At 37.5% G+C, this 22628-nt stretch carries 17 protein-coding genes; 3 read left to right on the plus strand and 14 right to left on the minus strand.

Features of this window, described 5'->3' with window-relative positions; translation table 11 throughout:
* Window positions 1–98 precede the first annotated feature (98 nt).
* The 4 genes from gap to ACFQ32_RS04340 form a co-directional block, all read right to left on the minus strand.
* Window positions 99–1115 carry a type I glyceraldehyde-3-phosphate dehydrogenase gene (gene gap, locus ACFQ32_RS04325; RefSeq protein WP_046324625.1) on the minus strand — a complete coding sequence of 339 codons (1017 nt, stop codon included), beginning with the start codon at window positions 1113–1115 and terminating at the stop codon, window positions 99–101.
* A gap of 63 nt (window positions 1116–1178) precedes the next feature.
* Complete coding sequence (locus ACFQ32_RS04330; RefSeq protein WP_046324624.1) at window positions 1179–2210, minus strand: sugar-binding transcriptional regulator; 1032 nt, start codon at window positions 2208–2210, stop codon at window positions 1179–1181.
* Window positions 2211–2640: 430 nt separating this feature from the next.
* Window positions 2641–3663, minus strand: coding sequence for an ornithine carbamoyltransferase (argF, locus tag ACFQ32_RS04335; RefSeq protein ID WP_046324623.1), 1023 nt, complete (start codon window positions 3661–3663; stop codon window positions 2641–2643).
* 177 nt (window positions 3664–3840) lie between these two features.
* Window positions 3841–5367: an LBA0864 family S-layer associated protein gene (locus tag ACFQ32_RS04340; protein ID WP_046324622.1), complete on the minus strand. Its 1527-nt coding sequence runs from the start codon at window positions 5365–5367 to the stop codon at window positions 3841–3843.
* 166 nt (window positions 5368–5533) lie between these two features.
* On the opposite strand from ACFQ32_RS04340, the gene ACFQ32_RS04345 reads away from it, so the two are divergent.
* Window positions 5534–6976 (plus strand): APC family permease, encoded by a 1443-nt coding sequence (locus tag ACFQ32_RS04345; RefSeq protein ID WP_046324621.1) that lies wholly within the window; start codon window positions 5534–5536, stop codon window positions 6974–6976.
* 80 nt (window positions 6977–7056) lie between these two features.
* Window positions 7057–7518, plus strand: coding sequence for a Fur family transcriptional regulator (locus tag ACFQ32_RS04350; RefSeq protein ID WP_209423813.1), 462 nt, complete (start codon window positions 7057–7059; stop codon window positions 7516–7518).
* Between the two features lie 200 nt (window positions 7519–7718).
* On the opposite strand, the gene ACFQ32_RS04355 is transcribed toward ACFQ32_RS04350, so the two are convergent.
* Complete coding sequence (locus ACFQ32_RS04355) at window positions 7719–9428, minus strand: SH3-like domain-containing protein (protein WP_052724634.1); 1710 nt, start codon at window positions 9426–9428, stop codon at window positions 7719–7721.
* A 159-nt stretch (window positions 9429–9587) separates the two neighbouring features.
* Here ACFQ32_RS04355 and clpP point away from each other — a divergent pair, with 159 nt between their 5' ends.
* Window positions 9588–10172, plus strand: a complete 585-nt coding sequence (gene clpP, locus ACFQ32_RS04360) for an ATP-dependent Clp endopeptidase proteolytic subunit ClpP (RefSeq protein ID WP_034977497.1) — start codon at window positions 9588–9590, stop codon at window positions 10170–10172.
* A 50-nt stretch (window positions 10173–10222) separates the two neighbouring features.
* Here clpP and whiA read toward each other — a convergent pair whose 3' ends face one another.
* From whiA to ACFQ32_RS04405, 9 genes are all read right to left on the minus strand, one after another.
* Window positions 10223–11158 (minus strand): DNA-binding protein WhiA, encoded by a 936-nt coding sequence (gene whiA / locus ACFQ32_RS04365; protein ID WP_046324619.1) that lies wholly within the window; start codon window positions 11156–11158, stop codon window positions 10223–10225.
* A gap of 6 nt (window positions 11159–11164) precedes the next feature.
* On the minus strand, window positions 11165–12190 hold the full coding sequence (locus ACFQ32_RS04370) for a gluconeogenesis factor YvcK family protein (RefSeq protein ID WP_046324618.1): 1026 nt from the start codon (window positions 12188–12190) through the stop codon (window positions 11165–11167).
* A gap of 5 nt (window positions 12191–12195) precedes the next feature.
* Window positions 12196–13074 carry an RNase adapter RapZ gene (gene rapZ, locus ACFQ32_RS04375; RefSeq protein ID WP_046324617.1) on the minus strand — a complete coding sequence of 293 codons (879 nt, stop codon included), beginning with the start codon at window positions 13072–13074 and terminating at the stop codon, window positions 12196–12198.
* A 94-nt stretch (window positions 13075–13168) separates the two neighbouring features.
* Complete coding sequence (locus tag ACFQ32_RS04380) at window positions 13169–13711, minus strand: HdeD family acid-resistance protein (RefSeq protein ID WP_046324616.1); 543 nt, start codon at window positions 13709–13711, stop codon at window positions 13169–13171.
* Window positions 13712–13765: 54 nt separating this feature from the next.
* Window positions 13766–16615, minus strand: coding sequence for an excinuclease ABC subunit UvrA (uvrA, locus tag ACFQ32_RS04385; RefSeq protein ID WP_046324615.1), 2850 nt, complete (start codon window positions 16613–16615; stop codon window positions 13766–13768).
* Window positions 16605–18647, minus strand: a complete 2043-nt coding sequence (gene uvrB / locus ACFQ32_RS04390) for an excinuclease ABC subunit UvrB (protein ID WP_046324614.1) — start codon at window positions 18645–18647, stop codon at window positions 16605–16607. Before uvrB ends, uvrA begins: the two co-directional genes overlap by 11 nt.
* Window positions 18648–18746: 99 nt before the next feature.
* On the minus strand, window positions 18747–20471 hold the full coding sequence (locus tag ACFQ32_RS04395; RefSeq protein ID WP_046324613.1) for a phospho-sugar mutase: 1725 nt from the start codon (window positions 20469–20471) through the stop codon (window positions 18747–18749).
* A gap of 126 nt (window positions 20472–20597) precedes the next feature.
* Complete coding sequence (gene trxB, locus ACFQ32_RS04400) at window positions 20598–21533, minus strand: thioredoxin-disulfide reductase (RefSeq protein ID WP_046324612.1); 936 nt, start codon at window positions 21531–21533, stop codon at window positions 20598–20600.
* 58 nt (window positions 21534–21591) lie between these two features.
* Window positions 21592–22611 (minus strand): NAD(P)H-dependent glycerol-3-phosphate dehydrogenase, encoded by a 1020-nt coding sequence (locus ACFQ32_RS04405; protein WP_046324611.1) that lies wholly within the window; start codon window positions 22609–22611, stop codon window positions 21592–21594.
* Between the last annotated feature and the right edge of the window lie 17 nt (window positions 22612–22628).

Raw genomic sequence — 22628 nt, forward strand, 5'->3', positions numbered from 1 at the left:
TCCGAAAATTTAATTATTTTTATTTTGAAAAAAAGGCGGAAGGAAGAATTTCCCTCCGCCTTCTCTTTCACCACTTAACAGTAATCAAATATTACAGATTAAAGAGTAGCAAATTTCAACAAAGTACGAACCATTTGGCAAGTAAATGAGTATTCATTGTCATACCAAGCAACAGTCTTAACTAATTGATTGTCACCGGCAGTAGTTACCATAGTTTGAGTTGGGTCAAAGATTGAACCAGCTGTCATACCAACTACATCACTTGAAACGATTTCGTCATCGTTGTAAGCAAATGATGGGCTTTCGTACTTCTTCAATGCTGAGTTAACTTCGTCAGCAGTAACTTTCTTGTCAAGGATTGAAACTAATTCAGTTAATGAACCATCAGTAACTGGAACACGTTGTGCGTGACCGTTAACTTTACCGTTCAATTCTGGAACAACAAGACCAATAGCCTTAGCAGCACCAGTTGAGTGAGGAATAATGTTAACAGCAGCAGCACGAGCGGCACGCTTGTTACCACCACGAACAGGTCCGTCCAAAAGCATTTGGGTTGAAGTGTAAGCGTGGATAGTAGTCATAGTAGCTACCTTGATGCCAAATTCTTTTTGCAAAGCGTCAACCATTGGTGCTAATGAGTTAGTAGTACATGAACCAGCTGAAACGATCTTGTCGTTTGCATCTAAAGTATCATCGTTTACTGAGTAAACAATAGTCTTCAAGTCATTGCCTGCAGGAGCTGAAATCAAGACTCTCTTGGCACCTGCGTCAAGGTGAGCTTGTGACTTAGCCTTGCTGGTGTAGAAACCAGTACATTCAAGAACAAAGTCAACACCGTCATTCTTAACCCAAGGAATGTTTTGAGCTTGTGGTTCAGCGTATACGCGGTATTTCTTACCATCTACAACGATTGAATCTTCAGTAGCTGAAACTTCGTGGTCAAAAGTACCATGAGTTGAGTCATATTTTAGCAAGTGTGCCAAAAGTGCTGGGGTAGTCAAGTCGTTAATAGCAACAACTTCAATATCCTTTGACTTTTCGCCTAAATCCATGATCCGACGGAATGCCAAACGACCAATACGGCCAAAGCCGTTAATACCAATTTTAACTGTCATATTCTAAAGTCCTCCTTAAGAACTATGTAAGAACTGTAAACATCAATTTATTTTAAATGAGAATTACTTCTCCTTTAAAATCTTCTCTGAGGCTCCTTCATCAGTAATTAACCAGGTTTGATGCGGAGCATTTGGCATATAAGCCTTGATTGCTTTAGCCTTGCGGCCACCACAAGCAAATGCAAATATGTGAGGTATTTTATTTAGATTCTCAAACTGCAAACCAACCTGATGTACGCGGTCGACAATCTTCCCTTCGCCATCGAAGAAACACCCGAAACATTCGGTGACTACTTTTTTTTCACGCAATTCAGATAAGCGAATTGAATCGTATCCTCTGCGTCTTGCCATGTCGTGAGCTAGTCCAATTCCATGAATTACTACATCCGTCTGAGAAATATCTTCCAGCACGTCAGTAAAAGTAGATTCACGAATCAAAGAATTGTAAGCTGCTTGAGAAATCTGCTCCGGTAAATACAATGTTTTATATTTACCACCAGTTTCAGCAGCCATTTTCTGCACAATAGTATTGCTTTGAATAGCAACATTTTCACCCAGAGCCCCACGACCTGGCACAAATTCCAGTTGTCGATTTTTACTTAAACTTTTAGACAAATTCCTAGTCGATTTTGCAAGAGCTTCACCACCCAAAACAGTAATAATTGAATGTCCTAGGGGTAACAGTAAATCAAGAGCTGCATTAAGCTCTTCACCCATTCTCTCATATACCAGTTCTTGTAAATCACTATCGCCTGGCACAATAATTGTGCGCTCGATACCGAGTTTACGCGCTAAATCAATTTCTGTTTTGCGTGCGTTAAACAACCGATCTATCAGAGGTGCCGCCTCTTGCAATATCTTTTTGCCCTTCTCTGTCATAAACATGCCAAAGCTTTTGATCTCAATCAAACCTCGATCACGCAGATACTCAGTTTCTGTTCGCACGTTTCTTTCAGATAGTCCTAAAGACTGAGCTACGCTTCTGCGACCTACAGGTGCATTAAGCGATATTTGCTCAAGAACAAGATATCTTTGCCGAAAAACTTTTAAGATGTCAGGAACGAGAGCTTCAAGCACAGGAAATTCCGAGTACATTAATTTCTCTCCTTCTTCTGGGACCAAATTGACCCATTTGTTGTCATTAGGTGTCCCAGATTGTCTAAAAATATATGAGAAACGTAAATTGACATTAATCAATTTAGCCATTCCTCAATCGACAAATACAGTATAGCAACACTCCAAAAATAATTCAAGTTAAATTGCCGCAATTAGAAAGTCTTAATAAATTAGTCGATATTGATACTAAAACATGCAAAACTGCAGCTCTTTTGTCAGTATCAATAAAAAACAATTCAATTTTTGTTTCTTTTCTGTTATACTTGTTGTTGTGCAAATTCGGGTCCTTAGTGTAATGGATCGCACGTAAGATTCCGGTTCTTAAAATCTGAGTTCGACTCTCAGGGGACCCATTGAATTAATTTAAAAAGAGTAGCTGTCGCAATCTAGCAGTAGCTACTCTTTTATTTTACTTTTCAAGCATGTTTTTTAAATCTCTTTGAAGCTCATTATCAATCTGGTTCGAAAAATCTTCTTTAGCTAATTTATCTTTAAGTAAATAAGTAAATATTGCTCTCATTGCCGTCTTTTTGTTCGCAGCCTGTTGCCAAACAATTGATTTTTCACCGTTAAGCACAGAGGCTGTCACTTCTTCCCCTCTGTTTGCAGGTAAACAATGCATAAATTTAACCGCAGAATTGTTTGTTTTAGTTAGCATCTCTGCGTTAACCTGGTACTTAGGATAAAATATTTTCATATACTCTGTTTGATCAAGCTCTTGATCATATAGACCATACCAAACATCAGTATAAATAAAATCAGCATTTTCTAAGACTTTTTCATCATCAGATAGAGTAATTGTGCCACCGTTTTCCTGCGCAATTTTTTCTGCTTTGCGCAATAATTTTGGAGATAATTGCTTTTCTTTAGGACCGTATTGCACAAATTGCATTCCCATTTGAGCGCATAAAAATAATGCAGAAACAGTAATTTGCGTTGCATCCCCTACAAAGACCAGCTTAATATCAGATAATTTTTTACCTTGCGGTAAAAATTCTTTAATGGTAATCAAATCTCCCAGTGCCTGAGTAGGATGGTCATCATCGCTCATGAAGTTAACTACAGGTGCATGCGAATTTTGGGCAATTTCCACAATATCTTCTTGACTAGCCGTTCGCACTCCAATGATATCAACTAAGTCACCTAAAGCGTGACTGGTATCAGCCAAACCCTCATGACCATTTTCTCCTAGTTGTATCTGCCCTGGAGCTAAATACAAAGCATGTCCTCCTAATTCAGTCATTGCTGTTTCAGCAGAGCAGCGCGTTCTAGTAGATACTTGATCAAAGATCATACCTAAGCTTTTGCCTTTTAAAAGCTGAGGGTAATAGCCATGGTTGATAGTCTCCTTAATTTTTAGACCTAAATCAGCCAGGTATTGCATTTCATTTTTTGAAAAGGTACAAGTATCAATAAAGTCTTTTTTAACCAAAAAATCCTCCTTTTTGTATTCTTTACTTTTCTTATCGCCTACCATAATACAGAAACTAAGTTTATTTGAAAAACAATTACATTCAAATATAGAAAGTCTTAACTATTTTAGCCATTAAACTTCTACTATAAATAAAAAAAGCCACTGAAAAATATTTCAATGACTTACATTATTATTTTAATATGTATTACCGGCTGTTAATTCTCCGCGCTGTGCAAATTCAACGTAGAGTTTATTACCAGATGCAGACAAACCTTCAATTTCGCGTCTTACGTGAAGGTGGTGTGTGCTCTTATAAGTTCCGTCTTCACCAACCTTGAAGATATAGTCATTAAATCCAATATAAAATTGGTTATGACTTTGATCGTAGGTAAACCCTTGAACTGGAGAACCATTACTTACAAAGTTACCTTTAGTAGCTCCTACCTCAACGGGAGTCCAGGAATCACCGTTGCGTGTTACTTTCCAGTATTCATAAAAGCCGTTTCCACCATTATGAAATAAACAGTACATTGTGTTGTCACCGGCAAAGGTGGCATTATGAATGTATCTAGGACTACCATAGTTAGAAATTCTAAAGGTCCAGATTTGATTGATCTTCATGTCTGACTTACGTATTTGTAAAATTTCTTCAGAAGCACTTGAATTGCTAGAGGTGTTGTTATTAGCAATTACATAAATGTAATTAGCTGATGAGCCGATAGCCTGACCATGACCTAATTTGATATAAGGACTAACTTTAATATGTGAAGCATATTTCTTGAAGGTTGACCAGCTCAATGTTTGTAAATTTTGTGCCTTAAATTTATTAATATGCTTTAAATTATAAGAAACTAAATGACCCTTTTGTGCACTACTTGAATTAAATAGAGCAACTGTAAAGTTTGAACCATTCACGGTAATGCCCTCAGGAATTACACCTACTTGTCCCATCTTATCACCAGATTGATTGTAACCAAGACTGACAAAACGAGGTTGGAACAACTTGGTTTTTAAAGTTAAACCGTTAGCCTTAAATGTATTAGATCTAGTTTCGGAAGTATAATGATGCGCTGCGTTCCAGTTTCTTGAAGAAGATTTGGAACTACCTTTCCAAGTTGAGACTTCCTTTGGTCCATTCATAGGCTTTTTATCAGCTCTTGCTATACCCTCATTCTTTTCTGAACGAACAGTAACATTGACTGTTGCCTTAGCCTTGCCATAACTATAGTCAACCGTGGTCTTACCAGGAGTGCCCGAACTAATTTTTGACTTAGAAACTGTTACCTTGCTGGTATCTACAGCAGTACCAGCACTATTAGTCACATAATTAATGGCATCTTTAGTATTAAACGAATATTGATTGTTTTGCACTAAACTTACGTTCTGCGCAACAGAAATCTTGTTTCTGGCAAAAAAGTTCTGGTTAACCCAGCCGACCGTACGCCCGTCAACAATTATCTTCCAAAACTTGCCTTTCTTAGTGGCAATTGACTGTTTAGATTGAATCTGTGCGTGCTTAAAATATTTAGTCGACGTAAACTTGCCAGATGGTCCCATTTTTGAAGCATAATGATAAACTGCATAATTACCATTACCGGCTATTTTAGTAACAGCTTTGTGGTAAGTTTTTGCAGAAATATAAGAATTATTACTCCCAACAAATAAGCCAAGTGCAGCTATTGTCCCAGCAACCAGCAGCTTACTTTTAAATTTTCTTTTCATTAAACTTACAACCCCTTCTTCTACTATATAATAATAGTTTTACACTTTTTTAATTCATATATCAATAATTATTTTTGTTATTAATTTCAAGTGACTTATTATTAGATTTTTAAAAACATTTAAGTTAAAATAAAAAATTGTTATTTTTATATAAGGGAGAAGTTTCATGGGTGAAACACCAAACAATTCTAAAAAGATGATGTGGACAACGCTGGCCACTATGGCTTTCTCTATTGTGTGGAGCTTTGGCAACGTTGTTAACGGATTCATATACTTTGATGGTACCAAGGTAATTTTCAGCTGGATTATTATTTTCCTGCTTTTCTTTATTCCTTACGCCTTGATGGTCGGTGAACTTGGATCAGTTTTTAAAGATTCAGAGGGTGGCGTTGCTTCCTGGATTAACGCCACTATCGGACCTAAATGGGCCTATTATGCTGGTTGGACATTCTGGGCAGTACATGTGGTTTATATTTCCAGTAAAGGTACAACGGGCTTAAGAGGCATGGCTTGGGGCATTTTTGGTAATACTAAATGGTATGATAGTTTGCCAACTGCCTGGACGCAACTAGCCACGCTAGCAGTATTTTTGTTCTTTTGCTGGGTAGCCAGCCGAGGAATTCCGGTAATTAAAACTTTATCAACAATTGCTGGTACTTCAATGTTTATTATGTCAATTTTATTTATTATCATGATGTTTGCCGCACCGATGATTAATCCGCATGCTAGTTTTAACAGCATAAACTGGAATTGGCAAAACTTTATGCCAGATTTTAATACAAAGTATTTTACTTCACTTTCAATTTTGGTATTTGCTATAGGTGGAGCTGAAAAGATTTCACCATACGTTAACAAATTAAAAAAGCCTGCAAAAAATTTCCCTAAAGCTATGCTAGGATTAGCGGGAATGGTTATGATTTCTGCCATCTTAGGTACCATTGCTTTAGCATTAATGTTTGATCCTAAAGTAGTTAATGGTAATTTGAATGAATACATTTCAAATGGTCCGTACATTGCTTTTCAAAAATTAGGTGAATATTATGGCGTTGGCGGATTATTCCTCTATATTTATGCCTGGTGCAACGTCATTGGACAATTTTCCGCACTGGTTATTAGTATTGATGCTCCTTTGAGAATGCTTTTAGGAGGCAAAGAAGCAAAAGACTTTATCCCGAAAAAGTTATTAAAAGTCAATAAACATGGAGCTTATATTAACGGTATCTGGATGATTGTCATTCTTTCTGGCGGTATCATTGCATTGCAAGCCGTTATGCCTGATGCACAAACTGTGATGGCACAATTAGTTAAACTAAATTCGATAGTGATGCCAATGCGTTATTTATGGGTTTTCATTGCCTACTTAGCTTTGCGTAAACAACATGAAAAATTCCATAACGGTACTGATAACTATCAAATGACTAAGCATCAGTGGTTAGCCTATACTGCCGGAATTTGGGGATTAGCCGTTACAGTTGCTTGTTGTTTAATGGGAATGTATTCAAATGATCCATTCACACTTTGTTTAAATATTGCCACTCCAGTGGTATTATTCCTACTTGGTTTAATTATGCCAACAATCAGACGAAAACAAGAAGAAAAAATAAGCTAAATAATACTTAACCGCCTAGCAATAGGCGGTTTTTTTACATAAAAAATGCTACACTATAATTAATTGAGGAGATGAGAATCATGCCTAATTTTTCTGATGAAGCAGGAAGTCTGCTACGCAGCCATCACTTAAAAGTAACTAAACCGCGTTTAAAAATACTTGAATACTTAATGGCGCATCATAATCATCCCACTGCTTCCACAATTTTTACAGCAATTAGTGGAGATGAGCCAGCTTATCGTGCAACTGTTTATAACAATCTCAACAAATTAGTAGACGCGGGGATCGTAACTGAAATAAAAAATGGTGATGATTCTCTGCACTATGACTATTTTGTAAAACCACACTTTCATATTATCTGTAAAAAGTGCGGTAAAATTGCCGATGTTTATTATCCTGACTTTGGGAGAATTGAAGAGCAGATGAGAACTGAGGCAGACAAACAAACGGGTTTTGTCACTTCATCAAGCCACGTTGAAATCTACGGCCTTTGTCCTAACTGTCAAAACAAAGAAAAAAAGACTAATAAATGTAAATTTTAAAATTCAGACAGCAATCAAATTCTAATTATGGACTAACTTTCAATATTTGATTTAGGTTAGTCTTTTTATGTTACTTTTTTAATAAATATCTCAATCACAATATGGCAAAATTCCTAAAATAGATAACTTTCAGGTTTTTTACGACATTTCCTAAACCAAAAAAATAAGAGCTTTTCAGCTCTCATCTAAAAATATTTATTTTATTTAATATTCATGCTTACCAATAATTCAGCTCTTTGTGCAAGGTTTACATACAATTTATTATCACTAACTGATAAGCCTTCAATTTCACGACCGGTATCAAAAGAATAAGTATCTTTTAATTTGCCATCGCGGCCAATCTTAAAGATTAAGTCATTGAATGCCAAGTAAAAGTTTTTATTCTTGGTATCATAAGTAAAACCTTGAACAGGTGAATTATTGTTTACAAAGTTGCCATCAGTTTTACCGACTAATTTTGGATACCAATTATCTCCAGTACGAGTGAATTCCCAGTATTCATAACAATTATTTTCAGTGTCATGGTAAACAGTGTACATATCCTTATCCGATACTATTACACCATTTTGGAAATAGCGATTACTCTTGCCATCATCAATCCAAGTTTTAATTGTCCAAATCTTGTTAATTTGTAAATCACTCTTACGAATTTGAAGTAATTCTTCAGAGTCGTTAGTGTCATTTAATGTATTGTCATTATTTAACACATAAATATATTTATCACTTGCGCCCAATGCCTGACCATGGCCAATTGGAATATAGGGACTTACCTTGATATTTTTAACATAATTGTTAAACTTCTTTTGCGACATATCAAGTAAATGTTGCGCATCAAACGGGTCAGTTAAAGTATTCAGATCATAACCAACAATGTGACCAGATACCAAATTTGTGTGGCTTAAAAGACTGGTATAAGCCCAACCCTTAGAAACAGTAACGCCTTCTGGAATGTGACCAACACGGTTAATATTATCGTCTGATGGATCAGCTACACTTAATAAGACTGGTTGATATAACCGTGTCTTTAAGGTCAAATCACCACTAGTCAAAGTATGTTTATTGGTTTCAGGCGTGTATTCTGTAGGGCTAATATAATTTAATGATGAACCGTAATGAGTTTTCCAAGCCTGATAATCATTTGTACCAGGTTGCGCTGGGAAGGAGGCAACGGTATTCGCATCGACCACCCCTTCTTTTTTACTCTTTCTAACAGTTATTTTAACTGTAGCAGTTGCATCTCCATAAGTATATTTAACTTTATATGTCTTAGGAGTCCCGCAATTAATGCTATCTTTTGATACAGTTACTTGACTGTTGTCAATTACTGTACCCATGCTGTTAGTTATATAAGAAATAGCATCTCTGGTAGGGAAGTTGTAGAACTCATTGCGCACTAGAGATATAGTCTTAGGAACCGCAATTTGATTTCTGGCAAAGTAACGTTCATTAACATACCCTACTTGTCTGCCATTAACATAAATGCGCCAATAACGATACTTTTTAGTTTCAATCAACTGATCCGATTGAATATGACTATAACGAAAGTTAATGCCGTCAGCTACTTTGGTGCTAACTTTTCCGTTATTTACTTCTTTCCAGACCTTATAATTTTTGTTGCCCGCAACTTTGGTCATCATAGAAAAACCAGTAACAATTTGCTTAGGCTTAGGTTTTTTAGTATTGGTGTCGTCTGTCCCAGTTTGATCAGATTTACCTGTTTGATCATTAGTGGCATTATTATCATTATTTACATCAGTTGAGTTGCTTGATGACTTGTTGCTGTCATCTTGAACTGGCGGTTGAGCGCTATTCGAATCTGCCGCAACTGATGTAGTTGACAAGCCGGTACAAACTAGTAATCCGACAACCAATGTCAGTAAATATGGTAATTTTTTCTTATAAAGCTTCAAAATATATCCTCCAATATTTAGTTTACCTTTAAATTATATAATAAAACTCTCACTAAAAAGAATACAAAATTAATACACTTTCATTGACAGCAAGTAATGTAAGTGATTTAATTAGCACTGTACTTGATAGAGTGCTAATTATATTTAGGAGGTAGAAAGATGCTTGTACCTACAGTTATTGAACAAACTGCACGTGGCGAACGCGCATATGATATATATTCACGTTTATTGAAAGACAGAATCATCATGCTTAGCGGCGAAATTAACGATGATATGGCCAATTCAATTATTGCACAATTACTATTTCTTGATGCTCAAGACAACACCAAGGATATTTCACTTTACATTAATTCACCGGGTGGTGTGATTACTTCTGGTTTGGCAATCATGGATACCATGAACTTTATTAAATCAGATGTTTCAACTATTGCCATCGGCATGGCAGCTTCTATGGCTTCCATTTTACTGACTAGCGGAGCAAAAGGTAAACGTTTTGCATTACCTAACTCAACTGTTTTGATTCATCAACCTTTAGGTGGTGCACAGGGTCAGCAAACCGATATTCAAATTGCAGCCAATGAAATTTTAAAGAGCCGTGAAAAAATTAACCGGATCTTACATGAAACTACTGGTCAGCCTTTAGAAAAGATTCAAAAGGACACTGAACGGGACAATTACATGACCGCACAGCAAGCTAAAGACTATGGTTTAATCGATGAAATTATGGTTAATCAAAAGAAATAGTAACAATAAACTGCAATAAAAAAGAAACCCATCATTGATGAGTTTCTTTTTTATTGCTCTAAACTTGCAGCAATATCGTGAATTTTTTTAAAACGATGATTGACGCCAGATTTTGAAATCGGACCATCCGGCACCTGTTGCGCTATTTCTTTTAAAGACAATTCAGGCTCTTCAAGTCGCAATCGTGCTAATCCCTGCAATTTTTCAGGAATGTTTTCTAGCCCAATTTTACGTTCAATCAACTCAATATCTTCAACCTGCTTGGCTGCTGCATTAGCCGTCTTTTTTAAATTAGCTGTATCACAATTGACCAACCTGTTAACAGAATTACGCATATCCCGCATAATGCGCAAATCTTCAAAAGACAACATTGCACTTAATGCTCCGACAATATGTAAAAAGTCACCAATTTTTTCGGCTTCTTTTAAATAAACAATATAGCCACGCCTTCTTGGTGTACTTTTAGCATTCAGATTAAAGCGGTCATTCATAATATGAAGCAAATCGTCATTATGGTCTTTATAAATAGAATAAATTTCCAAATGATACCGACTCGTATTAGGATTATTCACACTGCCGCTGGCTAAAAAAGCACCACGCAAATATGACATCGACCCTTCCCGTGAATTCATTATTCTTTTAGGAATGCTAGTAATTAAATTCAAGCTTGGGGTCAAAATTTCCAAATTATTCAGTATTTCTTTCACGTGATTTTGTAATCTCACCAAATACTGATTATTTTTTTTAAGCTTCATTTTGCGAGAGACTATCAGTTGTGGTTCAACCTTATATGCAGTTTTTATCAATGAAAAAATACGTCTAGCTATGGCAGGATTTTCAGTAGTGATATCAAGACTAAATTTATGCTCATGAAAATTCAAAACGCCATTCATACGCAGGAAAGCAGCCAATTCTGCTTTGGCATGTTCTTGGTGAATAGGCAGCGAAGTCAACTCTTTTTTTACGTTACTAGCATAGCTGGCCATTATTTGTTATTCCTTCCTGCGAGCCATTGCGGCAAATGCCAGGTTGATGATCTCTTTTGCTACCTTCTTACCGTCATGAAAAACCAATCCGCTACGCTGGTCAATAAAATCATCGGTAATCACCCGACAGCCCTGCTCGCGCAGTCCGTTAAAGTCTCTTTTTACCGGCTCAATATACGCATCGTAATCACTAGGATTAAACTTAGACATGTCAATTTTGGCACCATTAACTAAAGCAGTATTAATATAATGACCACCAAGATGTGCGTTAATTACTTTAACGTGATCACAGTCTGAAAAATGATCGGTTTCGCCAAGCTGCGTCATAATATTGCAAATATATATTACTTCTGCACTAGTTTTCCTAACAGCTTCGCCTAAATTAGGTATCATCAGGTTAGGTAAGATTGAAGTAAACAAGCTTCCGGGTCCTAACACTACTGCATCAGCATTTTTAATAGCATTTAGCACTTTAGACACGGCTTTTGGTTCAGAATTTGAGTTTGTATTGGTAACCCAAACTCGTTTTATCCTCTTATCCTTATCAGTGATTTCCTTTTCTCCTGCTTGAATGGTCCCATCAACAAACTCAGCATTAAGTGTTAAGGGCTCGTTAGAGGCAGGATACACGTGTCCATCTACGTGCATCATTTTAGACAAAGACTGGACAGCATCAAAAATATTGCCATGCATCTCATTCAAAGCAGCAATGATTAAGTTTCCGATAGCATGCCCTGAAAAAAATGAATCGGAGGAATCAAACCGATATTGAAAAATATCTTTTTCTTCCTGTGAAATTCCACTTAAAGAAACCAGCACATTGCGAATATCACCTGGTGGAACGACATTGATAAAGTTGCGAATTGATCCTGAAGAACCACCATCATCTGATACCGTCACAATGGCGGTTATTTCAGCTTCCTGTTCTTTAAGCGCATTCAAAACAACTGGCAACCCAGTTCCACCACCAATGACCACAATCTGTGGTCTTCTACTTCTAGTTACACGAATCACTTTTTCAGCATATGTCATGAAAATCACCTTTTTCTAGTGTAACGACTAATTTCGCGGTGCGTAATATCAACTGTATAGTCTTCAGCCAAGTCCTGTGCCAATTGCTGTGCAATTGCAACGCTGCGATGCTGGCCACCCGTACACCCAATTGCAATAGTTAATTTGCTTTTGCCTTCATTAATATACCCCGGCAAAGCAACTTTTAATAAGTCTAAAAATTTTTGATAAAAAGTTTGGGTTTGTTTTTTATCCATTACATAATTAAAAACCCGTTTATCGAGTCCCGTAAATGGCCTTAATTCAGGTATATAAAATGGGTTAGGCAAAAACCTGACATCCATCACAATATCTGCATCAATTGGCATACCGTATTTGAAGCCGAAAGATAATACTTCAATGGAAAATGGCTGTTTATGCTGTTTACTAAATCTATTAATCAGCTCCTGCTTTAGTTCCTTAGGTGACAAATTAGAGGTATCTATAATGTCATTAGCTCGATTCTTTATACCTGTTAAAATTCGTCTTTCTTCTAAAATACCGTCAAGCAGACGACCATTGCTTGCCAATGGTGGCACACGCCTTGTCTCTTTGTAACGGGCTACTAAAGTGTTATCGGAAGCATCCAGAAATACAATTCTAGTTTGAGCGTTGCCATTATCTTCAAGCGAATTGATCTCATTATCTAAGTCTTTATAAAACCGTCTAACTCGTAAATCAATTACCACTGCTACTTTAGTAAAATCATCCGACCTGACAATTAATTCCCAAAAACTAGGTAAAAGCGATGGAGGCAAATTATCAACTATAAAATAGCCCATATCTTCCAAAGCATGAGAAGCCACGGTTTTGCCCGCACCACTCATTCCTGTAATAATCAGTAGTTGCTTTTTGTGCTCAGCCATTTTCAAACTACCCCCCTATTAATAAAATTATACCATACCAGGTTTTTCCTAACTTTTTTGAGTAAAAAAAAAGTTCTAATGAACTTTTTATTTATTAGCGATTAACAAAAGCTGCAATAATTTGATTAATTCCAAAAATTAATAACCAGAATGACACTAACCAAATTAGTGTTAAAGCAGACAATGCCGGATTAAACATCAGGCTGATTGCTATCAATAATCCTAGTATATTTAATATTAGGTTTAGCCAAAAGAAGAAATTAGAAATTCTTCTCATCTGCCATGAAAAAATTATACCGGTAATCGAATCAAATAAGAACCAAAAAGCAAAAAGGTAGGCAATTGTTAATCCAGCAGCGTCGTATGAGTAAAGAAACAAAATTCCAACGATAATGTCCAATACTCCTGAAACAATTGACCACCAGCTAGAAGGGATAAAATACCGAAAACGGCTGTAAAATACCAGCCAAACAAATCCCTGGACAATAGAGACAATAGCAAACAGCAAGACAAATGCGTGTAGTGCTTTACCAGGGTGCCGCAATAGAAATAACCCGGCAATTACCATTAAAATACCAGAAATAAATGCGGCCCAATTAAAACCACGATTTTGTCCGTAACTAGAAAAATTATCCATTTTTATTCCTCCTTGCGCTATATTTTACACTTTATCACAAACAATTAATACTATTTAATTACTTTTTGCACTAGCCTTTTTTGTTAGTGACGTGTCACGCATAAGAACCGGCTTTAAATACTGACCGGTATAACTTTCCTTAACCTGTGCTACCTGCTCTGGTGTGCCAGTGGCAACTATTTGGCCACCACCTTCTCCTCCTTCAGGACCTAGGTCAATTAACCAATCAGCATTTTTAATCACATCCAAATTGTGTTCGATTATCAAAACTGTATTACCTTGATCAACGAGTCTTTGCAGCACTTCCAGTAAACGCTTGATATCATCTGTATGCAAACCAGTTGTCGGCTCATCTAAAATGTAAAAGTTCTTACCTGTTGATAACTTCTGCAACTCCGCAGCAAGCTTCATCCTTTGCGCTTCACCACCGGATAAGGTAGTAGCAGACTGACCTAGTTTGACATAACCTAAACCGACATCCACAATTGTTTGTAATTTGCGCGCAATTTTAGGAATATTTTTAAAGAACAAGCAAGCCTCACTAATTGTCATATCTAAAACCTGTGCAATATTTTTCTTGCGATAGGTTACTTCGAGAGTTTCAGAATTATAACGACTGCCATGACAAACTTCACACGGAACATATACGTCCGGTAAAAAATTCATTTCTATTTTAATAATGCCATCGCCATGGCAGGCTTCACAACGGCCGCCTTTAACATTAAAAGAAAAGCGCGCCTTAGTGTAACCACGAAGTTTGGCTTCATTTGTTTGGGCAAATAAAGCTCTAATATCATCAAAAACACTGGTATAAGTAGCGGGATTACTTCGAGGAGTACGGCCGATCGGACTTTGATCAATATCAATGATCTTTTCAATGTTTTGGTAGCCACTGATAGTTTTATATTTGCCAGGTTTAGTTTGATTTCGATTCAATTTTTGTGCTAAAGCACGTTTTAATATCATATTTACCAAGGTTGATTTACCTGAACCTGAAACCCCAGTAACCACAATTAATTTACCTAAAGGAAATTCAACCTTTAAATTCTTGAGATTATTTTCAGTTGCACCGGTAATTGTAATTTTTTTACCATTACCTTTACGCCTTTTTAACGGAACAGGTACAAATTTTTTACCTGCCATATATTGTCCAGTTAGAGATTTTTCATTCTGTTCAACTTCTTCAGGCGTACCGGCAGCCATGACTTCACCGCCATAAGTCCCAGCACCCGGACCCATATCGATCAGGTAATCGGCTTGTCTCATAGTCTCGTCATCATGTTCAACTACAATTAAGGAATTACCTAAATCACGCATGCGCTTCAAAGCAGCTATCAGCCGGTCATTATCACGCTGATGTAAACCAATTGACGGCTCATCCAAAACATACATGACCCCAGAAAGATTAGAACCAATTTGGGTCGCAAGTCGGATTCTCTGAGCTTCCCCACCAGAAAGAGTATTAGCAGAACGTGACAAGGTCAAATAATCTAGGCCCACACTATTTAAGAAAGTGAGCCTGTCACGCACCTCCTTTAGTATTGGCTTAGCAATGACAGATTCCTGCTCATCAAGTTTGATATTATTGAAAAATTTAAGGGCATGACTGATTGCCAAATCCGATGCCTCAGCGATATCCTTGCCATTAACTTTAACCGCTAATGCTTTACGATTTAATCTTTTACCATGACAAGTTGAGCAAGTAAGTTCTGTCATATATTTGCCCATCACATCACGCATGAATTTGGACATCGGATGATAATAACGTCTTTCAACATTCTCCATAGCGCCTTCAAAAGGCGCTGTCGTATCATTAACTCCGAAATCACCGGTAACATGAAACTTAATTTTTTTAGTTGAGCCGTGTAAAATTGTCTCTTTTTGCTTCTTAGTCAACTTAGAAAATGGTTTATCAAGCGGAATTTTCAAAGCCGTACATGCCTGTTCAAGCATTTCCCCGTAGTACTTGGAATTTTTCCAAGGTGCAACTGCTCCTTCGGCTAAAGTTTTGCTTTGATCCGGAACAACCAAGTCCTCATCAACTGATAACTTAACGCCTAAGCCGTCACAATCAGGACAAGCACCAAACGGTGCATTAAAAGAGAAAAGCCGTGGTTCCATTTCTCCTACAGTAAAGCCGCATTTAGGACAAGCATAGTATTCTGAAAAGTTGATCGTTTCTGCGCCGATCACATCAACATTCATATAGCCGTCCGATAAGCGCAGAGCTGCCTCCACGGAATCAAAAAGGCGTGACCGAATACCTTCTTTAACAATCAAACGGTCAACCACGATATCAATTGAATGGCGCTTATTTTTTTCTAAATCAAATTTTTCACCAATTTCATGCATATCGCCATCAACAATAACACGCACATAGCCTGCTCTTTGTACCCGTTTAAAGACTTCTTTATGTGCTCCTCTTTTAGCTCTAATTACTGGTGCCAAAATTTGAATACGGCTACGTTCAGGCAAAGCCAAAATGCGGTTAACCATTTGCTCAACCGACTGTCTTTCAATTAAAGTACCATCGTTAGGACAAACTGGGTGCCCAACTCGAGCCCACAAAAGTCTGAGATAATCATTTATTTCAGTAACTGTGCCCACAGTTGATCTGGGATTATGCGATGTCGTTTTTTGATCAATTGAGATTGCTGGATTTAAGCCATCGATTGAATCAACATCTGGCTTATCCATTTGTCCTAAAAATTGGCGCGCATAGCTTGACAGTGATTGGACATATCTTCTACGCCCTTCGGCATACAAAGTATCAAAAGCCAAAGAACTTTTGCCAGAACCCGACAGGCCGGTAATAACAACTAATTTATCCTTAGGTATTGACAGGTTAATGTCTTTTAAATTGTGTTCACGCGCACCCCGAATAACAATTTTATCATTTACCATTTAATGCTTTCCCTTTTTTCTTAATTGGACTTCTAGTTGAACTTTCCAGTTCCATGATAGCATCCCGCAAGGTTGCAGCGCCTTCGAAATCAAGCTTCTTAGCAGCTTCCTGCATTTGCTTGCGCAAGTCTTTAATCATGGTTCTCTTTTGTTTAACGGTTAATTCGTCAAAATTCAAATCAGCAAAACTATCAGTTTGCGTATCTTCATCAGCCACTTTTGTGGCAGAAATAACATCCCTGATCGGTTTAACAATAGTTTTTGGTTTCATACCGTGCTCTTCATTAAACTTAATCTGTAATTGACGTCTTCTCTGCGTAGCATCAATCGCTTCCCGCATTGAATCTGTGATTGTATCGGCATACATAATTACAGCCCCATCAGCGTTTCTAGAAGCACGCCCCATTGTTTGCACTAGCGGCCGGTATGCACGTAAAAAGCCTTCTTTATCAGCATCAAGAATTGCAACAAGTGAAACTTCCGGTACATCAATACCCTCACGCAATAAGTTAATACCAATTAAAACGTCATACTTGCCAGTACGCAAGTCACGTAATATTTGCATCCGTTCCAGTGTCTTCACGTCAGAGTGTAAATATTGCACTTTAATCCCGAGATCTTTCAAATAATCTGTTAAGTCCTCAGCCATTTTTTTCGTTAATGTAGTAACGAAAACACGTTCATTCTTCTCAATGCGCTCGTTAATTTCAGCAACTAGATCATCAATTTGACCCTCAACCGGTTTAACCTCAATTTTAGGATCAAGCAAACCAGTTGGTCTGATGATTTGTTCGACCTTATGATTTGTCCGTTCGAGCTCATAATCTCCCGGGGTTGCTGAAACATATAATATTTGGTTAACGTGTTTTTCAAATTCAGCCAGTTTCAAGGGTCTGTTGTCAAGCGCAGAAGGTAAACGAAAGCCATAATCAATCAAAGTCTTTTTACGGTTGCGGTCTCCGTTGTACATTGCCCTAATTTCCGGCATAGTTGCGTGAGACTCATCAATTAGAATGAGAAAATCATCGGGGAAAAAGTCAAGTAAAGTATATGGTGGTTCTCCTTCTTTTCTTCCTTCCATATGGCGAGAATAGTTTTCAATACCATTGGTATAGCCAACTTCACCCATCATTTCCATATCAAAAGTGGTCCGTTGCTTAATACGTTCAGCTTCCAGCAACTTTCCCTCGCCTTCAAACTTTTTCACTTGAATTTTCATTTCTTGTGAAATGGCCTTAAGAGCCCGTCTCATTTGCTCTTCATTGGTCATGAAGTGCGTTGCTGGGAAAAGTGAAATACTCTCTCTTTCACCAATAACTTCACCAGTTAAGGCATCAACTTCTACAATTCTGTCAATTTCATCACCGAAAAATTCAATCCGATAAGCGTGGTTAGAGTTGCCTGCAGGAAAAACTTCTACAACATCTCCACGAACGCGAAAACGACCACGTTGAAAGTCAATATCATTGCGGTCATATTGAATATTGACTAGATCACGCAGTAAAGTGTTTCTGTTGTATTCTTCACCCTCATGAACCGTAATCACACTCGCAGCATATTCTTTCGGGTCACCTAAGCCGTAAATGCACGAAACTGACGCTACGACAATAACATCGTTTCGTTCCATTAAGTCACTGGTAGCTTGGTGACGTAATTGGTCAATTTCATCATTAATTGCTGAGTCCTTTTCAATATATGTATCTGATTGCGGCACATATGCTTCAGGTTGGTAATAATCATAGTATGACACAAAATAGTCAACGGCATTATGTGGGAAAAACTCTTTAAATTCTCCGTATAGCTGTCCCACCAAAGTCTTATTATGCGAAATGACTAAAGTGGGTTTATTTAACTTAGCAATAATATTGGCCATAGTGAAAGTTTTACCAGTACCGGTAGCACCTTCCAAAATCTGTTCTTTATACCCTTTTTTAAAGCCAGCAGCCAATTTATCAATGGCTTGTTGCTGATCGCCTGCTGGATTAAATTTAGAAACAAGTTCAAATTTACGTTCTTCTTGTCGTTTAATCATCGAAAGACTCCTCGTAGAAAAAGTTGGACAAAATTGCCCAACTCTTATTTGACTTATTATATTTTACTCTCTCGAACGTATTTTCGCATCCTTTTTGTCTTATTTTAACAGTTTTGCCATTGCCTTTTGATAACTTTCAGCCGCCTCATGAGCAGTTGCAATATCGGGCTTATTAACTCCGACGTAGGCTTTAATTACTGGTTCTGTACCAGATGGTCTTAAGGCCAGCCAGGTTTCATCTGCTAAATAATATTTTAATACATTGGATTTAGGTAGCCCTGCTAATGGTTGAACACCATTCTCGGTAATTTCTTGCTGCTTTAAAAAGTCTTGGATTTTGTTAACCTTAACCCCATTTATTTCTTCTAAATGCTCTGAACGTAATTTTGACATCAAAAGCGCCATTTTCTTTTGTCCACCAATACCCGGCATTTCAATAGCTTTGGTTATTTCGTATGAAGTGCCATATTTTTGCCAAATTTCATTGAGTCCATCTAGTACAGTCATGTTGCGCGAAGCATAATAAGAAGCTACTTCAGCAAACATTAGTGCACCCTGCATAGCGTCTTTATCTCGCGCAAAAGGCTTAAAAAGATAGCCGTAGCTTTCTTCAAAGCCCATCAAGAATTTGCCATCATGCATCTTACTCATGCGATCGATTTCTTCGCCAATAAACTTGAAACCCGTCAAAACATACTTGGTTTTAATACCAAAATCTTGAGCAATTTTAAACGGCATGCTACTGGAAACTACCGAGGTAATTAATTCATAATCGCTGGCTAATTGACCATTATTTTTTAAATTGACCAGCAAATAATAAATCATCAGCGTGGCAATTTGGTTACCAGTTAGTACCTGAAAATCACCGTTTTTAGTGCGCACGCATGCACCCATTCGATCAGCATCAGGATCCGTGGCAATGATTAAGTCTGCCTGTTTTTCATTTGCTAATTTTATTCCCGGATCAAAAACATCACGGTATTCCGGATTTGGTTTTTTAGTTGTTGGAAATTCCGGATCAATGATTGCCTGGCTGGGAACCGGAATTACATTAGTAAAACCTCCTTGCCTGAATGCGCGATCATAAATCATTTTACCTGTACCATGCAATGGGGTATAAATAATGGTTAATTTGTCGGCATTTTGCCGGATAAGGTCGGGGCTAACATTTACTGTTTTTAATGCTGCTAAATATGCTTCATCAATGTCTTCACCAATCAGCTGTAAAGTTTTTCGTGCACGGAGTTGCACTACTGGCGCTGCTTGAACGTTAAAAATATCTGTTACTCTTTGAGAATACTCAAAAACTCGCTCTGCATCTTCAGGACCCATTTGGGCGCCATCGGCACCATAAACCTTGTAACCATTATATTGTTTGGCATTATGAGAAGCAGTAATATTAATTCCGGCTGCAGCGTGTAAGTACCTAACAGCAAATGACAATTCGGGAGTTGGTCTTAAATCATCAAACAGATAAACATGGATATTATGGTTTCCTAAAATTCTCGCCGCATGTTCCGCAAATTCACGAGAGTGATAACGTGAATCAAAAGAAATTACCACCCCTTTATTTTGAGCTTGCTCACCTTTTTCATCAATCAACCGAGCTAAACCTTCTGTTACACGGCCAACAGTGTACAAATTGATGCGATTAGTTCCCGGCTCTAGCCTGCCTCTCATACCGGCAGTACCAAAATTAATATCTTGCCCAAACGCATCTTCAACCCAATTTGGATTTTGACCAAGTTCAGACAGTTGATCTTTTAAATAAGCGGGCAAATTTTGTGTCTGTTGCCATTTTTGAAATGTTTCTCTTGCTTTCATTTCAGTAAAGTTCCTCTTTTTCTAGCATTTAATTCGTTTTCATAAATTATATTCTAGCATTTATCACTATTGCTATCTGTAAAAATAAAAAAAGAATTCATTTAAGCTGAATTCTTTTTGTAATCCTTATATTTTCCGATCATTTAAATCTTGCAAATAATTGTATGCCTGTTGGCCAGCAATACTGCCGTCACCAACTGCATTAGCAATTTGGCGTAAGTCTTTTGCCCTTACATCACCCAGGGCAAAAATACCATCAACCTTAGTTCTCATATGCTCATCTGTTGGAATCCAACCATTCTCATCAGTTACACCCAAATCTTTAAAAGGAGCAGTTTGAGGAATAACGCCAACGTAAATAAAAACACCGCGAGTCTTTAAGTGTTTTTCTTCACCGGTCTCTTTATCTTTATACGTAACGCCAGTAACCTTATTGCCGTCACCATCAATAGATTGAGTTAAGCCATTCCAAATAAAATGCATTTTAGGATTGGCAAAAGCACGTTTTTGCAGAGTTGGTTGAGCGCGTAGTTGATCACGCCGGTGAATAACCGTAACCGACTTAGCACTTTGTGCTAAGTAAATTCCCTCTTCAATAGCCGAGTCGCCGCCACCTATAACCGCAATATCTTCATCTTTAAAAAAGGCAGCATCACAAACCGCGCAATAAGAAACACCCTTACCGGAATATTCATCTTCACCAGGAACACCTAAATGACGATGATCCGCTCCGGTAGCAATAATTAAGGCAGGTGCACTGTACTCGCCAGTATCTGTTTTAACTATTTTTAGGTCACCATCAGTGGTTACTGTTTGAACATCACCATATTCAAATTTGGCACCAAACTTCATAACAGAATTGTACATTTTTTCGCCCAACTCTGGTCCTTTAATTTCACTAAAGCCGGGATAGTTATCAATTGCATCGGTGTTATTCATTTGCCCACCATACAAACCACGATCAAGCATTAACACTGAAAGATTTGCACGAGAAGCATAAAGAGCAGCAGTTAAGCCACCAGGTCCTGCTCCGATAATGATTACGTCATATTTTTCCGTCATAGTTTTACCCCCAGTACTTTCTTATTTTTCGTAAGTAAATATTACAACGATTTGCATATTAAAGTCTAATCTCCTGTTTAGGACTTCTACCCATCATCTGGGTAATTTCATCATCTACATTAGAATTTTGGTATAAAACACGGTAGATAGCTTCACTAATCGGCATATCAATATGCTTTTCTGCGCATAATTCGTGCACAGCCTTTACTGTTGTAGCACCTTCAACAACCTGACCCATATTTTGCAAGACATAGTCAAGACTCTTGCCCTCACCTAATTGCTTACCACAGCGCCAATTACGAGAATTGACTGATGTACAAGTAACAATTAAATCACCTATTCCTGCAAGACCACTAAAAGTCATTGGGTCGGCACCAAAATAATTAACTCCTAGGCGTGTAATCTCTGCTAAGCCTCGGGTCATTAAAGCCGCCTTAGCATCGTCACCATAGTGCTTACCAACTAAAATCCCAGCCGCGATTGCAATAACATTTTTAACCGCACCAGCTACTTCAACACCAATCAAGTCGCTATTGGTATATAAACGGAAATAGTCATTTGAAAATAACCGCTGCACTTTTTGTGCATTTTCCATGCTGCTTGAAGCACATGAAATGGCAGTCAAATCTTTTTGAGCAACACTTTCAGCATGGCTAGGTCCTGAAATAGCTACAATTTTATCCTCATCATCCGGATAGATTTCTTCAGTTAAAATTTCCGATATCAGTTTTTTGGAACCCGGTTCAATACCTTTCGTAGCAGTGACTATAAGCGGCTTTGAATTAGTTTGTCTTAAAATTTTACTTACATTCTGAGCAACACTGCGAATAGCTTGAGTAGGTAAAACAAATAATACAATTTCGGCTTCCGTTAAAGCTTCATTTAAGTCACCTGTCGCAACAGCCGTTTTATTTACCTGCCAATTTTTCATGTAGTGCTCATTAGTATGATTCTGGTTAATTTCGTCATTAACTTTTTCGTTATTACCATACAGAACGATATTATATCCTTTATCAGCAAGCATTGATCCTAAAACCGTACCCCATGAACCTGCTCCTAAAACTGCAATTTTTGTCATTTTTTACTCTCTTTCAC

The organism is Lactobacillus melliventris, assembly GCF_042679465.1.
Taxonomy (GTDB): Bacteria; Bacillota; Bacilli; order Lactobacillales; family Lactobacillaceae; genus Lactobacillus; species Lactobacillus melliventris.